This window comes from Stutzerimonas kunmingensis (genome assembly GCF_014764705.1).
Classification (GTDB): Bacteria; Pseudomonadota; Gammaproteobacteria; order Pseudomonadales; family Pseudomonadaceae; genus Stutzerimonas.
In genome coordinates, this window is record NZ_JACXXG010000020.1 from 53535 (window position 1) to 68229 (window position 14695).

The window sequence follows — 14695 nt, forward strand, 5'->3', positions numbered from 1 at the left end:
ACCGCCATGCCAAACCTCTACCTGTTCTCGAATCGTCAAACAATCGGCAGCTGGCGACCGGTTTTGTTCAGTTTTTCACCCAAGTGGTCTTCTCGCTCGGACCGGTAGGAGGAGGTTCCGCTTGGATTGGTATCTCGCAGGAGAGCGCCGATGCCAGGGCGGTCGTCTGGGCATCGGTAGCCTGAGGCGATGCTGTGCATGTGGTGTAGGGGGTGTAGAAGCGGTACCAGTGCGGTGCTTGCCTGGAATCTGGGATGTCGACTGTTGTCAGGGATTGGAAGCCTGCGGGGACGGTAGGGCGCGGTCAGTCGACGCTCTCTGCCTGCTTGACGCGAACCCAGTGGTCGACAAGTTCGCGAAGGTTCGAGAGTTCCACCGGCTTGGCCATATGACCGTCCATGCCAGCTTCTCGCGCGCGGTCGCGGTGCTCGCTGAGGATATGCGCAGTCAGGGCAACGACGGGAGTACGCCGGCGCGCATTCCTGGCTTCCCATTCACGCAGCTGGTGGGTGGCCTGAAAGCCGTCGAGCACGGGCATCTCGCAATCCATCAGGACCAGGTCATACGGCTGCGCCTTGATCGCCTCCAGCGCCTCTTCGCCGTTGCAGGCGGTGTCCGGTTGCAGGTTGAGTTTGTTCAACATGCCGCGGATGACCTTGGTGGAAATACTGTTGTCCTCGGCGACCAGGATGCGGAAGTCACTAGGGACTTCGAGCGCGGGCAGGTTCTGCGGCACCGTTGCCTGGCGCTGCTGGGTGCCCGGCTGGCGCTGCGCGAGTTCGTCAGCCAAGGTGGTCTTCAGCGTGTAACCGGCGACCGGTTTGGCGAGGATGCGCTTGATACCCGCATTGCGCGCAATGATCTTGCTCGGTGCGCTGCTCATGCCGGTGAGCATGATCAGCAGGACGTCATGGTTGAGGCTGTAATCTTCCTTGATCTTGCTCGCCAGCTGCATACCGGTCATGCCGGGCATGTCCTGATCGAGCAGGACCACATCGAAGTATTCCTTGAGGTGCGCCTTGGTCCGCAGCAGGGCCAACGCCTCCTTGCCCGACGCAACGGCGCTAACCTCCAGGCCCCAGCCGCTGCATTGCTGGACCAGTACCTTGCGGCAGGTGTCGTTGTCATCGACGATCAGCAGGCGAGTGCCTTGCAGTGGCCCGTCCAGGTCGGCATTGCTCTGCGCCAGCCCTTCACTGGCCAGCGGCAGGCTGATCCACAAGGTGTTGCCCTGGCTGGTGCCAGTCTGGATACCGAAATCACCATCCATCAGTTGCACCAGCTGGCGCGCGATGATCAGCCCCAGGCGCCCGCCATGGCGTGTCGCCGCAAGAAAGTCATGACTGTCGACTGCGGCATTGAGCAGTGCGTCGCGCTCGTACGCCTCAAGCGGACGCCCACTATCCTGCACGGTGATGCGCAGGCGCGGGCTCTCGGGCGGTCCGTCGACCGCGGCGATCAGCAGCACCTCGCCCTCGTCGGTCTGCTTGAAGGCATTCTCCAGCAGGTTGAGAAGGGTCTGGCGCAGACGGGTCGGATCGCCGGTCACGACCTGCGGCAGCTGCGGCTGGATAAAGCTGATCAGCTCGACCTTCTGCTGTTCGGCCTTGGCGCGGAAGATGCTCAGACAGTCTTCGATCAGCGCGTTGAAATCGAACTGCACGTCATCCAGCTCGATCTGGCCAGATTCCAGCTTGGAAATGTCGAGAATCTCGTTGATCAGATTGAGCAGTTCGTTGCCGGAGCTATGAATCGTCTGGACGTAGTCGCGTTGCTTGGCCGACAGCGATGTGCCCAGCAGCAACTCGCTCATGCCCAGCACGCCGTTCATTGGCGTTCTCAGTTCATGGCTGATCTTGGACAGGAAATCGGCCTTGGTCTTGAGTTCCGCGCTGCTGACGGCCGCTGCGGTGAATTGGGTGCGGCTGTCGGTCTGGCGCTGCCGTTGACGTTCGAGCAGGGCAAAGCTGAGTAGTAGCCCTGCGAGGGTCGCGAGGCTGAACAGGCCGCCAGTCAGCCAGCCCGGGTCGAGCTGGTCGAAGCCCAGCAACATGGGCATGAAGAAGATCATGCCTACGTTGAACAGGGTCGTTCCGGCCACCACCAGGCGCGCCGGCTGATAGCCCTGGCGCCAGTGATAGATCGCGACGAACAGAGTGCTGCACGATGCGGCCAGCACCAGCGAATAGATCAGCCAGCTGTACCACGGCCACTGACCGAGCAGGATGCTGGCTGCCAGCGCCAGTACCAGGTTGAGTTCGATGCCCAACAGCCAGGTGATCCAGGTTCGCCTGCGGTGATGGAAGAAACCCAGCGTGTAGCCGAGCAGCGCGGCGCTGGCGGCCATCGCCGACAGGTCGGCGATCAGCGGCTGACTGTAGGTCAGCCAGGGCAGCCACGCCGCCATGACCCCGAGATTGGCCATGGCGCAGGCCAGCAGGGCGCCGTGCAGCAGGCTCAGCCAGATATGCGTGTAGCTGAGCGTGTAGGCAAAGCGCAGCAGGTTGTAGATCATCAGCAACGCCAGTGCACCGAACAGCGCACCAAACAGGTAGGCAGGCTTGCTCAGGCTGACCAGGCCGGCTTCATCAATGGTCTTGAACCAGGTCATCATTGGATGGCTGGACTGCAGGCGGATATAAGCCTCGCGCGGCTGCCCGTCATTGGGAAGGCTGAACAAGTACGCCCGGTTGGGCAATGGCCGGGCGCTGAAGGGACGTAGTTCCCCGGTCGCCGTATGCTGCTCGAGCTGGCCGTCACGCAACAGGTAGAAGTCCAGATACTGCACCCGTGGTGCAAACAGCCACAGCCACTTCGGTCGTGTCAGTGACGGTAGGCTGACCTGCAGCCAGACCGCTCGGTCGCTGGCCGGAGCGCTGTAGGAGAGTTTTTCGAGACGCTGGAACAGTGCGCGCTGGGAAACCACCTCGTCGAGCGTAAGCCCTCCCGACTGGTCGATCAGCATGCGCCAGTTCTGTGGCACGGAATTGGGTGGAGCGGATAGTGCGGGGGAGGGCGGCGACTGGGTAATGGACGCCAGGGCCGGAAGCGGGATCAGGTTGATCAGCAGCAGGCCGAAGAAAACAGCGATGGCAATCCGGAGCCGACCCACTTGAGAAGTCCGTTCATGTGTGTGACGGCCGATTATAGCCATGCCTTTGTCGGCCTGTAATGCGTGCGGCAGCGATAAAACTTGGCGCCGCACGCATTCCTGGCGCCTGGCTACGCTCAGCTGTCGCCCAGCTCCCGGGAGATGGCGCGATAGCCGATATCTTTGCGATAGAAACAGCCATTCCAGTGAATTTTTTCCGCCAGACGGTATGCCTGCTGCTGCGCCTCGGAGACGGTGCGGCCGATGGCCGTTGCGCAAAGCACGCGGCCGCCGGCGGTGACGACCTGGCCCTGGTCGTTTAGAGCGGTACCGGCATGGAACACCTTGCCATCCAGCGCAGCGGCATCGTCCAGCCCTTCGATCACATCGCCCTTGGCGTAATCGCCCGGGTAGCCGCCAGCGGCCAGCACCACGCCGACGGTCGGGCGCGGATCCCAGGTCGCCTCGACCTTGTTCAGCGCCTTGGCCAGCGCGGCTTCGACCAGCAGCACCAGTGAGGATTCGAGGCGCACCATGATCGGCTGGGTTTCCGGGTCGCCGAAGCGGCAGTTGAACTCGATGACCTTCGGCTGGCCAGCCTTGTCGATCATCAGACCGGCGTAGAGGAAGCCGGTGTAGACATTGCCTTCGGCAGCCATGCCGCGCACGGTCGGGTAGATCACCTCGTCCATCACGCGCTTATGCACATCGGCGGTGACCACCGGAGCCGGCGAATAGGCGCCCATGCCGCCGGTGTTCGGGCCGCTGTCGCCGTCGCCGACGCGCTTGTGGTCCTGGCTGGTGGCCATCGGCAGCACGTTCTCGCCGTCGACCATGACGATGAAGCTGGCCTCTTCGCCATCCAGGAATTCTTCAATGACTACGCGCGCGCCGGCGTCGCCGAAGGCGTTGCCGGAGAGCATGTCGCGCACCGCTTCCTCGGCTTCGGCCAGGGTCATGGCGACGATCACGCCCTTGCCGGCGGCCAAGCCGTCGGCCTTGATGACGATCGGCGCGCCTTTTTCACGCAGGTAGGCCAATGCCGGCTCGACTTCGGTGAAGTTCTGGTAGTCGGCAGTGGGAATCGCGTGGCGCGCCAGGAAGTCCTTGGTGAAGGCCTTGGAGCCTTCCAGCTGCGCGGCGGCGGCGGTCGGTCCGAAGATGTCCAGGCCGCGCGAACGGAACAGGTCGACTACGCCCTTCACCAGCGGTGCTTCCGGACCGACGATGGTCAGTTGTACGTTGGCAGCGGCAAAATCCGCCAGTTGCTCGATGGCCAGTACGTCGATGGCGACGTTCTCGCACTTGGCTTCAGTGGCGGTGCCGGCGTTGCCCGGGGCGACGAAGACCTTGGCGATGCGTGGATCCTGCGCGACCTTCCAGGCCAGGGCGTGCTCGCGGCCGCCGCTGCCGATGATCAGTACGTTCATTTCTCTCTCCCAATGGAGGCGGGCCGGTAGCCCGCTTGGTGGATAAGCGAAGCGTTATCCACCCTACGAATACCGAGGTCGCGATCGGGCTGGTAGATGCAAGGCGCCCGATTCTTCACCCAGCGGAGTTGCCTTCTGGCAATGAGCATGGGGGAGGAGTCGGGCAACGCCGCAGATGCCTGTCCGAGTGCGGCCGATTTTAGTGCCGGAAATGGCGCATGCCGGTGAACACCATGGCAATGCCGGCTTCATCAGCCGCGGCGATCACTTCGTTGTCACGCATTGAGCCACCTGGCTGGATCACCGCGGTGATGCCGGCCTTGGCCGCGTTGTCGATGCCGTCGCGGAACGGGAAGAAGGCGTCCGAGGCCATCACCGCGCCAGGAACCGGCAGGCCGGCGTGCTCGGCCTTGATCGCGGCGATGCGCGCGGAGTTGACGCGGCTCATCTGGCCGGCACCAACGCCGACGGTCTGGCGGTTCTTGGCGTAGACGATGGCGTTGGACTTGACGAACTTGGCCACTTTCCAGGCGAAGATCAGGTCATGGATCTCCTGCTCGGTCGGCGCGCGCTGGGTGACGATCTTCAGGTCTGCTTCGGTGATCATGCCGATGTCGCGGCTCTGGATCAGCAGGCCGCCGTTGACGCGCTTGTAGTCCCAGCCCGGGCTGCGCTCGGCGGGCCACTCGCCGCATTCGAGCAGGCGCACGTTGGCCTTGCTGGCCACTACCTCACGCGCGGCTTGAGAGACCTTCGGCGCGATGATCACCTCGACGAACTGGCGCTCGACGATGGCCTGGGCGGTGTCGCCGTCCAGCTCGCGGTTGAAGGCGATGATGCCGCCAAAGGCCGACTCGCTATCGGTGGCGTAGGCCAGGTCGTAGGCCTTGCGGATGCCGCCTTCATCTTCCGGTACGACCGCCACGCCGCATGGGTTGGCATGCTTGACGATCACGCAGGCCGGCTTGGTAAAGCTCTTCACGCACTCCAGCGCGGCGTCGGTGTCGGCCACGTTGTTGAACGACAGCTCCTTGCCCTGCAGTTGCTTGGCGGTGGCGACGCAGGCTTCGTCCGGCTTCTCGACATAGAAGGCGGCCTGCTGGTGCGGGTTCTCGCCGTAGCGCATATCCTGCGCCTTGATGAACTGCATGTTGTAGGTGCGCGGGAACAGACTGCGATTTTCGGTGCTGAGCTGCTCGGTGCTCTGGTCGATGCCGCCCAGGTAATTGGCGATCATGCCGTCGTAGCCGGCGGTGTGCTCGAACGCCTTGAGCGCCAGGTCGAAGCGCTGGGCGTAGGTCAGCCCGCCGTTCTTCAGGTTGTCGACCACTGCCGCGTAGTCCTCGGCATTGACCACGATGGCGACGTCCTTGTGGTTCTTCGCCGCACTGCGGACCATGGTCGGGCCGCCGATGTCGATGTTCTCGATGGCGTCCGGCAGGGTGCATCCGGGCTTGGCCACCGTGGCTGCGAACGGATAGAGGTTGACCGCCACCAGATCGATCGGCGCGATGCCATTCTCGGCCATCACTGTGCCGTCCAGGTCGCGGCGGCCGAGGATGCCGCCGTGGATCTTCGGGTGCAGGGTCTTCACCCGGCCGTCCATCATCTCCGGGAAGCCGGTGTAGTCGGCCACTTCGACAGCCGCGATGCCGTTGTCACGCAGCAGCTTGAAGGTGCCGCCGGTGGAGAGGATCTCGACGCCGAGGGCTTCGAGGTCGCGGGCGAAGTCGACGACGCCGGTCTTGTCGGACACGCTGATCAGCGCGCGGCGCACGGGAAGGCGGGTGGTATGGTCGGTCATTGACGTTTCCTAGAGGCTACAGGCTTGAGTCCGCGAAGGCGGCAGGTGCGGACAGCCGCGCCTGCCAGCTGCCGCGTCAGAGCAGGTCGTACTGTTTGAGTTTCTTGCGCAGGGTGCCGCGGTTCAGGCCCAGCAGCTCGGAAGCCTTGGTCTGGTTACCCTTGACGTAGTGCATCACGGTTTCCAGCAACGGCGCTTCCACTTCGGAGAGTACGAGGTTGTAAACGTCCGTGACGTCTGCACCTTCGAGGCGGGCGAAATAGTTGTGCAGCGCTTTCTCGACGCTGCCTCGCAGCGTCTGCCCCGCTTCGCTCGGCGTGTTCAGGTGCTGCTTGAGGTTCAGGTTGTCACTCACGGATGTTGTTCCACTTACCAATGTTTCATTCAACAGCGTCATGCGGCCACCTCTGTTCCATCCACCGAGCCAGGCCCTGAGCGTTGTTCGGCAAAGAACTGCTGAATGCTGAAGGCCTGTGCATCCCTGTCTTCCAGATGATTGAAACGGGCGCGGAAGTCCCGCGCGCCCGGCAGTGTTGCGAGATACCAGCCCGCGTGCTTGCGGGCGATACGGACTCCCATCACCTCGCCATAGAATTCATGCAGCGCCTGCACATGCTCCAGCAGGGTGCTTTCAACTTCGTCCAGCGTCGGCGCCGCGAGCAGCTCGCCGGTGCGCAGATAATGCTCCACTTCGCGAAAGATCCACGGGCGACCCTGCGCCGCACGTCCGATCAACAGGCCGTCCGCTCCGGTTGCCTGTAGTACCTGGGCCGCCTTGTGCGGCGAATCGATATCGCCATTGGCGAACACCGGAATCGCCACTGCCTGCTTGATGGCGGCGATGGTGTCGTACTCGGCTTCGCCGGTGTACAGGTCGGCGCGGGTGCGGCCGTGAACGGCAAGTGCTGCGATGCCCGATTGCTCGGCGATACGCGCGACGGTCAGGCCGTTCTTGTTCTGCCGATCCCAGCCGGTGCGAATCTTCAACGTCACCGGAACGGTCACGGCACCGACCACGGCTTCGAGGATATCCGCGACCAGCTTCTCGTCACGCATCAACGCCGAGCCGGCGGCCTTGTTGCAGACCTTCTTCACCGGGCAGCCCATGTTGATGTCGATGATCTGCGCCCCCAGCTCCACATTGCGCTGCGCCGCCTCGGCCAGCATCTGCGGGTCGCCACCGGCGATTTGCACGGAGCGGGGCTCGGGCTCGTCCGCATGGGGAATGCGCAGACGAGATTTGCGACTGTTCCACAGACGCACATCGCTGGTGAGCATTTCCGAGACCACCAGGGCCGCGCCGAAGCGGCGGCACAACTGGCGGAACGGCTGATCGGTCACGCCGGCCATGGGCGCGAGGATCAATCGATTGGTCAAGGTGTAAGGGCCGATGCGTACCGCTGACATGAAGATTCCCTGCTTGGGGCCTGCTTGTTAGGTAGATCGGGACTGCAAAAAAGGGTGGGCATAATACCCGCTACGCATGACGGGTTAAAGGCTGTTTTGAACAAATTCTGAACAGTGGTCGCCTTATCGCCGGGAGTTTGGACGCGCCCACCGCTCGCGCGATGAGCGCCGGCGGCGGCAGTCTGAACTGCAAGCTCGTCGCTATTTGGGCGAATGGAAACTCAGGCTGTAGTTAACTGCCTTTGCGCCCGGGTCGAGGATATCCAGGGCGATATGGATGGGAACCTGCGGTGGCATCTGGGCCTGTCCTGCCAGTTCTCCAGAAAGATATTCGCTGGGCTTGAAGCTGCGGCTGGCGATCAGTTTGCCGTTGAGGTCGGCAAAGCGGATTTCCAAAAGCGGAAACGGCTGTGCAAAGGCCGCGCGGTTGTAGAGGATCGCGTCGACGACCAGCGCGCCGGTGAACTCGGGATGGCTGCGCACCACCAGGTTGCTGCTCTTGATCTGGCCAATGTCGACCAGGGCCGGCAGTTCGCAGCCAACGGTCGGGCAGATACGCTCGAACCAGCTGCGATACTGCTGCTGCCTCGACAGCTCATCGTAGTTGTAGGCAACGTACTGGGCACCCAGCGCAAGCAGTGCCAACAGGTTCAGTACGCTCCAGCCGAGCCAGCGTCCCCAGGGTTTCTTCGCTTCCTGCCAGTCCAGTTGCAGTGGCTCATCGTCGAGCTCGAACAGCGGCTCGTCGCGCAGGTCGGGCTCGCGGCGTGTCGCTGCAGAATCTACGGCAGGGGCGAGCTGTTCGGAAGCCGATGGCCTTGCCAGTTCAGGTTCGACCCTTTCGTCGTGCGCCTGCTGGGCCTCGGCGATCGCGAGCGGCGTGGGACTGGCTGCCAATGGGCTCAGCGGTTGCGGAGACTCCGAGGTGACCGGGGTGAAGCTGACCACCTCATCGCTCGGGCTCGCCGGCGACTGCGTGACGCCCTGTTCGGCGCTCAGCAGGATCTCGGCCCAGCTTTCGTCCTGCGTGGAGGATATCTCCGGTAGCGGATCGCGAGGCCTGGTTGCCGCGTCGCCGTTGGCTTCGAGGCTGAGCAGGTCGCGAGACAATTCGCGCTCCTGCCGCTCCAGTTTGGCCAGCTCTTCGTCCAGGTCGAGGCTGTCTAGGTCCAGGTCATCGTGAATCCACAGCGTTTCATCGGCCTTGGCGGCCGGTGCCGGGGTGGTAGTCTTGGGCGGTTCTGCCTGCGCCTGGATCGGCTTGGCGACCGGAGTGGTCAATGGTTGCGTCGGATCCTGCTCATCGCGCAGCAGATGATGGGCGGCGTTGAAGACTTCCATGCAAGCGCCGCAACGCACCGCGCCGCGGGCCGCGCGTAACTGGCTGCGGGCGACGCGAAAGCGGGTACTGCAGTTGGGGCACTGGGTGATGAAGCTGGTCATGCGTGTTTCCGCGCGAAGGTGCCGGCTAGTCTAGCGTATGCCAGTCGCGCAGCGGCAGGGGCTGCGGAGCCTGTTGTGCAAGTGTGCGGGCGAGGTCGCAAGGCGCTGCTCAGGCACGTCGGACGCCGCTGATGCGTACCCAGCCATCTTTGTCGGCGGTTGGGTCGAGCTCGAATGCACCGCTGTAGGCTGCGCGCACCTCCTCGGCCTGTTCGGCTAGGATGCCGGACAGTGCCAGGCGGCCGCCGGGCTTGACCAGTGCGGTGATGCGCGGCGCCAGCGAAACCAGCGGGCCAGCAAGAATGTTGGCGACCACCACGTCGGCAGCCTTTTCCGGCAGCTGTTCAGGCAGGTGGAGCGCGAAACGCTCTGCGGCGATGCCGTTGCGCTCGGCGTTGTCGCGTGAAGCGTCCAGCGCCTGGGTATCGATGTCGGTGCCGACGGCATGCTCGGCGCCCAGCAACAGGCCGGCGATCGCCAGGATGCCCGAGCCGCAGCCGAAATCCAGCAGGGACTGGCCCTGCAGAGGCTGGGCATCCAGCCACTCGAGACAGAGTGCGGTAGTGGGGTGGGTGCCGGTACCGAACGCCAGGCCAGGATCCAGCAGCAGGTTGACCGCGTCGGGCTCCGGCGCCGCGTGCCAGCTGGGGACGATCCACAGGCGGCGGCCGAAGCGCATCGGTTGGAAGTTGTCCATCCAGCTGCGCTCCCAGTCCTGGTCTTCGATCACTTCGACCTGGTGCTCGGGCAGCTCGCCGCCGCGCAGCAGCTGCAGGTGGGCGAGCAGGGAGTCCGGGTCGGTGTCGGCTTCGAACAATGCCAACAGGTGCGTGTGCGACCACAGCGGAGTGGTGTTGAGATCCGGCTCGAAGATCGGCTGATCCTCAGCGTCCATGAAGGTCACGGAAACCGCGCCCAGATCCAGCAGCTGGTCTTCCAGCGCTTCGGCCTGATCGGGGGTGATGGCGAGTCGGATCTGCAGCCAGGACATGGAAGCCTCTCGAGTGGGGTCGCGGTAAAGGCCGGCAAGCTTACTGGAGGCGGCGTGTTGCGGCCAGCGTGGGCGGTTTGGTGCCGAGCCGCAGAAACGACAGAGGCCGCCCGAAGGCAGCCTCTGTAGTACAGCGCCGAGCGGGGCTCAGTGCTTGTCCATACCCAGTTTCTTCTCCAGGTAATGGATGTTCACGCCGCCCTTGCAGAAGCCGGGATCGCGCACCAGATCGCGGTGCAGCGGGGCGTTGGTCTTGATGCCGTCGACGATCAGCTCGTCCAGTGCGTTGCGCATGCGGCCCATGGCTTCGTCACGGTTGGCACCGAAGGTGATCAGCTTGCCGATCAGCGAGTCGTAGTGCGGTGGAACCGAGTAGCCGTCGTACAGGTGCGAGTCGACGCGCACACCGTTGCCGCCTGGAGCGTGGAAGTGCTTCACCTTGCCCGGGCTGGGCATGAAGGTGCGCGGATCTTCGGCATTGATGCGGCACTCCACGGCATGGCCGCGGATGACCACATCTTCCTGCTTGATCGACAGCTTCTGGCCACCACCGATCAGCAGCATCTCCTTGACGATGTCGATGCCGGTGACCATCTCGGTAACCGGATGCTCGACCTGTACGCGAGTGTTCATCTCGATGAAGTAGAAGTTGCCGTCTTCATAGAGAAACTCGAACGTGCCGGCGCCGCGGTAGCCGATGTCGATGCACGCCTTGACGCAGCGGGCCTGGACCTTGCGGCGGGCTTCTTCATCGATCAGCGGGGCTGGGGCTTCCTCGATCACCTTCTGGTGACGGCGCTGCAGCGAGCAGTCGCGGTCGCCAAGGTGGATGGCGTTGCCCTGGCCGTCGGCCAGCACCTGGATTTCCACGTGGCGTGGGTTGGTGAGGAATTTCTCGAGGTAGACCATCGGGTTGCCGAAGGCTGCGCCGGCTTCATTGCGGGTCAGCTTGGCCGAGGCGATCAGATCCTCTTCCTTGTGCACCACGCGCATGCCGCGACCACCACCGCCACCGGCGGCCTTGATGATCACCGGGTAGCCCACCTCGCGGGCGATGCGCAGCGCTTCCTTCTCGTCTTCCGGCAGTGGGCCGTCAGAACCCGGAACGGTCGGCACGCCGGCCTGCTTCATCGCGTCTTTGGCCGATACCTTGTCGCCCATAAGGCGAATGACGTCGGCGGTTGGGCCGATGAAGGTAAACCCGGACTTCTCCACCTGTTCGGCGAAGTCGGCGTTCTCGGCGAGGAAGCCGTAGCCGGGATGGATGCCGTCGGCGCCGGTGACTTCGGCAGCGGCGATCAGCGCCGGGATGCTCAGGTAGGACTTGGCAGAGGCGGCCGGGCCGATGCAGACGGACTCGTCGGCCAGCGACACGTGCATCAGGTCACGGTCTGCAGTGGAGTGCACAGCCACGGTCTTGATGCCCAGTTCCTTGCATGCGCGCAGAACTCGAAGGGCTATCTCGCCGCGGTTGGCGATCAGTACTTTTTCCAACATCGCTGGCTCTCCGCGGTTCAAACGATGGTGAACAGCGGCTGGTCGTATTCGACCGGCTGACCATTCTCCACCAGGATGGATTCGATGGTGCCGCTGATCTCGGCCTCGATGTGGTTCATCATCTTCATGGCTTCGACGATGCAGAGGATGTCGCCCTTCTTGACGCTCTGACCGACTTCGACGAACGCCTTGGATTCCGGCGAGGACGCACGGTAGAAGGTGCCGACCATCGGCGAGCGGACCACATTGCCGTTCAGCTTGGGCGCGGCCGGGGCAGCGTCGGCAGCCGGGGCGGCAGCAGCTACCGGAGCAGGAGCCGGTGCGGCCGGAGCCTGAGCGTAGATCGGCTGCTGCATCGCTACCTGCTTGCTGTGGCGGCTGATGCGTACCGACTCTTCACCCTCGTGGATCTCCAGTTCGTCGATACCGGACTCTTCCAGCAGTTCGATCAGCTTTTTGACTTTGCGAATATCCATGAAGCATTGACTCCCAGGTAAGTTCAAAGGGCATTGCTGCTCGCTTCTTCAAGGCTCGGCATGTGCACGAGCCCCTCAGGAAGCAGCGAGTTGTTCCAGGGCGGCCTCCAAGGCCAGTCGGTAGCCGCTGGCGCCAAGGCCGCAGATCACACCCACCGCGATATCGGAAAAGTAGGAGTGATGGCGGAAAGGTTCACGCTTGTGCACGTTGGACAGGTGCACTTCGATGAATGGGATGCTCACGGCCAGCAACGCGTCACGTAATGCGACGCTGGTATGCGTGAATGCCGCGGGATTGATCAGGATGAAATCGACGCCTTCGCTGCGCGCGGCATGGATGCGCTCGATCAGTTCGTACTCGGCGTTGGATTGCAGATGCAGCAGATGATGTCCGCGATCTCGGGCACGCTGCTCCAGATCCTGATTGATCTGCGCCAGCGTCACTGCGCCGTAGACGCCCGGCTCGCGGGTGCCGAGCATGTTCAGATTCGGCCCGTGGAGGACCAGAAACGTGGCCATCGGTATTCCTTGTTTTTCTGTATGCGCTGATCAGTCGAGGTGGCTGGTCGCGAGAAGGGAAAAACTATGCCCCAAGCAGGGTATGACTGTCCAGTCATGTCGCGATCGAAGGAAATGCCCGCATTATGTCTGAAGATTGCCGCAATGATTCATTGGGCAGAGGATCGTCGGCTTGTCGTGGGTCGATCCCGCGAAAATGCGTGCGTGAGCTAGAGCAGAGGTGCCGCTCGATCCAGTCGCTCGCTGAAACCGGGAGCGTCTATCTCGCCGACTACGCGCACTTCGGACATCTCATTGCCACGCCGATCGAAGAACAGGATGGCCGGGGGGCCGAACAGTTTGTAGCGGTCCAGCAGGCTGCGTTGAGCGGCGTTGCTTTCTGTGATGTCGAAGCGGATCAGACGATAGTCGGTCAGCCGCGGTGCCACCTGCGGGTTGGCGAACACCTCGCGTTCGATCACCTTGCAGCTGATGCACCAGTCGGCGTACCAATCGAGCATCAGCGGTTGGCCGGCGGCGCGGGCGGCGGCCAGTTGGGTATCGAGCTCGGCCGGCGTGGAAATGGTGTACCAGCCTTCACTGGTCATGCTGCCCGGCGCTGATCCGGCCACGGAGGTTGGCAACGGCCGAAGTGGATCGGAGCCGCCCTGTAGCGCCCCGACCCACGCGGCCAGCGCGTAGACCAGCAATACCAGTCCCATCAGCTGCGCGAGCTTCTGCCTGGGCGTCTTGCTGGTGAATTCCAGAGTCCCGAGAAATACGGCGCTGCCGGCCGCGAGCAGGCCCCACGCCGCCAGAGCAAGCGGACCGGGCAGTACGCGCTCGAGCATCCAGACTGCGACGGCAAGCAGCAGTACGCCGAATACGTTGCGCACGCTGATCATCCATGGGCCGCTCTTGGGCAGTAGCGCGCCACCTCCGGTGGCGAACAGCACCAGCGGTGCGCCCATACCCAGGCCCAGGGCGAACAGCTTCAGGCCACCGCCTAGCGCATCGCCGCTGGCACTGATGTACAGCAGTGCGCCGGCCAGCGGAGCGGAAACACAAGGCGATACCAGCAGACTGGACACGGCACCGAGCAGCGCCGCTCCGGTAAACGAGCCGCCGCGTGCGTTGCCGGCAAGACGGTCGAGTCGACTGCTGAGTGCCTGTGGTAGGCGCAGCTCGAACAGCCCGAACATGGCCAGGGCGAAGGCGACGAAGAATAATGCGAAGGGTACAAGAACCCAGGGTGATTGCAGGCGCGCCTGCAGATTCAGCTCGGCTCCGAATACGCCCATGAGCGCGCCGAGCAGGGCGAAGCCGCCAGCCATTGGCAGTACGTAGGCCAGCGACAGCAGGAAGCTGCGCATTCCGCCGGGCTGGTCGCGCAGCACGACGCCGGTGAGAATCGGCAGCATCGGCAGCACGCAGGGGGTGAAGGTCAGGCCCAGACCGGCGAGGAAGAACAGCGCGATGGAGCGCCAGGAGAGGTCGCGTTCGCTGGCCTGCTGGCTGGCTGACGCTTCGGTGGTCGCTCCGCTGGGGGCGCCGGCAACGTCGCCGATGGGGAGCGATTCGGTTTCCGGGGGGTAGCACAGGCCTTTATCGGCACAGCCCTGGTAGGAGACCTGCAGGACGAAGGGGCGGTTGTCCGGGTTCGTCAGCGGTAGCTCGACATCGACAATGCCGTAATAGGCTTCGATCTCACCGAAATAGTCATCGACCTTGGGCACGCCGGCGGGCAGCTTCGGCTCACCGATCACGACACCTGACTGCTCGGTCTTGAAGGCAAAACGATGACGGTAGAGGTAGTAGCCCTCCGCTGCGACGAAACGCAGGGTGATCTGTTCAGGCTTAGCTTCAACGAGACTCAGTCGAAAGGCTTCGCGTACCGGCAGGAAATCGCTGCTGTTGTTCAGCGCACCGCCAAAACTGGCGCTGGGCTTGTTGTCGAACAGGCCGGCGTGGGCAGGAAGCACGAATAGCAGGAGCAGCAGACTCAGCAGGCGAAGCATGGCGATCTCACGGTAAAGCTGTGGCGGCATGATAACCAAG

Annotated in this window: 11 protein-coding genes; all 11 read right to left on the minus strand. The window is 63.4% G+C overall.

Features of this window, described 5'->3' with window-relative positions:
- Window positions 1-304: 304 nt before the first annotated feature.
- Window positions 305-3112 carry a hybrid sensor histidine kinase/response regulator gene (locus IEG05_RS15270; RefSeq protein ID WP_046620328.1) on the minus strand — a complete coding sequence of 936 codons (2808 nt, stop codon included), beginning with the start codon at window positions 3110-3112 and terminating at the stop codon, window positions 305-307.
- A 116-nt stretch (window positions 3113-3228) separates the two neighbouring features.
- Window positions 3229-4521, minus strand: coding sequence for a phosphoribosylamine--glycine ligase (gene purD, locus IEG05_RS15275; RefSeq protein ID WP_046620330.1), 1293 nt, complete (start codon window positions 4519-4521; stop codon window positions 3229-3231).
- Window positions 4522-4720: 199 nt separating this feature from the next.
- Window positions 4721-6325 (minus strand): bifunctional phosphoribosylaminoimidazolecarboxamide formyltransferase/IMP cyclohydrolase, encoded by a 1605-nt coding sequence (purH, locus tag IEG05_RS15280; protein WP_046620332.1) that lies wholly within the window; start codon window positions 6323-6325, stop codon window positions 4721-4723.
- A 76-nt stretch (window positions 6326-6401) separates the two neighbouring features.
- A complete protein-coding gene (fis, locus tag IEG05_RS15285) occupies window positions 6402-6722 on the minus strand; it encodes a DNA-binding transcriptional regulator Fis (protein WP_003293170.1) in 321 nt (106 codons plus the stop codon).
- Entirely contained in the window at window positions 6719-7732 is a 1014-nt protein-coding gene (gene dusB / locus IEG05_RS15290; protein WP_191122340.1) for a tRNA dihydrouridine synthase DusB, read from the minus strand. The genes fis and dusB overlap by 4 nt, the downstream gene beginning before the upstream one ends.
- Before the next feature lie 201 nt (window positions 7733-7933).
- Window positions 7934-9175, minus strand: a complete 1242-nt coding sequence (locus IEG05_RS15295) for a DUF3426 domain-containing protein (protein ID WP_191122341.1) — start codon at window positions 9173-9175, stop codon at window positions 7934-7936.
- Between the two features lie 109 nt (window positions 9176-9284).
- Window positions 9285-10166, minus strand: a complete 882-nt coding sequence (prmA, locus tag IEG05_RS15300) for a 50S ribosomal protein L11 methyltransferase (protein ID WP_191122342.1) — start codon at window positions 10164-10166, stop codon at window positions 9285-9287.
- A gap of 147 nt (window positions 10167-10313) precedes the next feature.
- Window positions 10314-11663, minus strand: coding sequence for an acetyl-CoA carboxylase biotin carboxylase subunit (accC, locus tag IEG05_RS15305; RefSeq protein WP_015275919.1), 1350 nt, complete (start codon window positions 11661-11663; stop codon window positions 10314-10316).
- A gap of 17 nt (window positions 11664-11680) precedes the next feature.
- Window positions 11681-12139: an acetyl-CoA carboxylase biotin carboxyl carrier protein gene (gene accB, locus IEG05_RS15310; protein ID WP_023446134.1), complete on the minus strand. Its 459-nt coding sequence runs from the start codon at window positions 12137-12139 to the stop codon at window positions 11681-11683.
- Between the two features lie 75 nt (window positions 12140-12214).
- A complete protein-coding gene (gene aroQ, locus IEG05_RS15315) occupies window positions 12215-12658 on the minus strand; it encodes a type II 3-dehydroquinate dehydratase (RefSeq protein ID WP_014819270.1) in 444 nt (147 codons plus the stop codon).
- Window positions 12659-12867: 209 nt separating this feature from the next.
- Window positions 12868-14685, minus strand: a complete 1818-nt coding sequence (locus IEG05_RS15320; RefSeq protein WP_191122343.1) for a protein-disulfide reductase DsbD — start codon at window positions 14683-14685, stop codon at window positions 12868-12870.
- Window positions 14686-14695 lie beyond the last annotated feature (10 nt).

Bases quoted from the DNA above. Each gene is read 5' to 3' on its own strand.
- purD (WP_046620330.1), bottom strand. From the start codon at position 4,521: ATGAACGTACTGATCATCGGCAGCGGCGGCCGCGAGCACGCCCTGGCC.
- purH (WP_046620332.1), bottom strand. From the start codon at position 6,325: ATGACCGACCATACCACCCGCCTTCCCGTGCGCCGCGCGCTGATCAGC.
- fis (WP_003293170.1), bottom strand. From the start codon at position 6,722: ATGACGCTGTTGAATGAAACATTGGTAAGTGGAACAACATCCGTGAGT.
- dusB (WP_191122340.1), bottom strand. From the start codon at position 7,732: ATGTCAGCGGTACGCATCGGCCCTTACACCTTGACCAATCGATTGATC.
- IEG05_RS15295 (WP_191122341.1), bottom strand. From the start codon at position 9,175: ATGACCAGCTTCATCACCCAGTGCCCCAACTGCAGTACCCGCTTTCGC.
- prmA (WP_191122342.1), bottom strand. From the start codon at position 10,166: ATGTCCTGGCTGCAGATCCGACTCGCCATCACCCCCGATCAGGCCGAA.
- accC (WP_015275919.1), bottom strand. From the start codon at position 11,663: ATGTTGGAAAAAGTACTGATCGCCAACCGCGGCGAGATAGCCCTTCGA.
- accB (WP_023446134.1), bottom strand. From the start codon at position 12,139: ATGGATATTCGCAAAGTCAAAAAGCTGATCGAACTGCTGGAAGAGTCC.
- aroQ (WP_014819270.1), bottom strand. From the start codon at position 12,658: ATGGCCACGTTTCTGGTCCTCCACGGGCCGAATCTGAACATGCTCGGC.
- IEG05_RS15320 (WP_191122343.1), bottom strand. From the start codon at position 14,685: ATGCCGCCACAGCTTTACCGTGAGATCGCCATGCTTCGCCTGCTGAGT.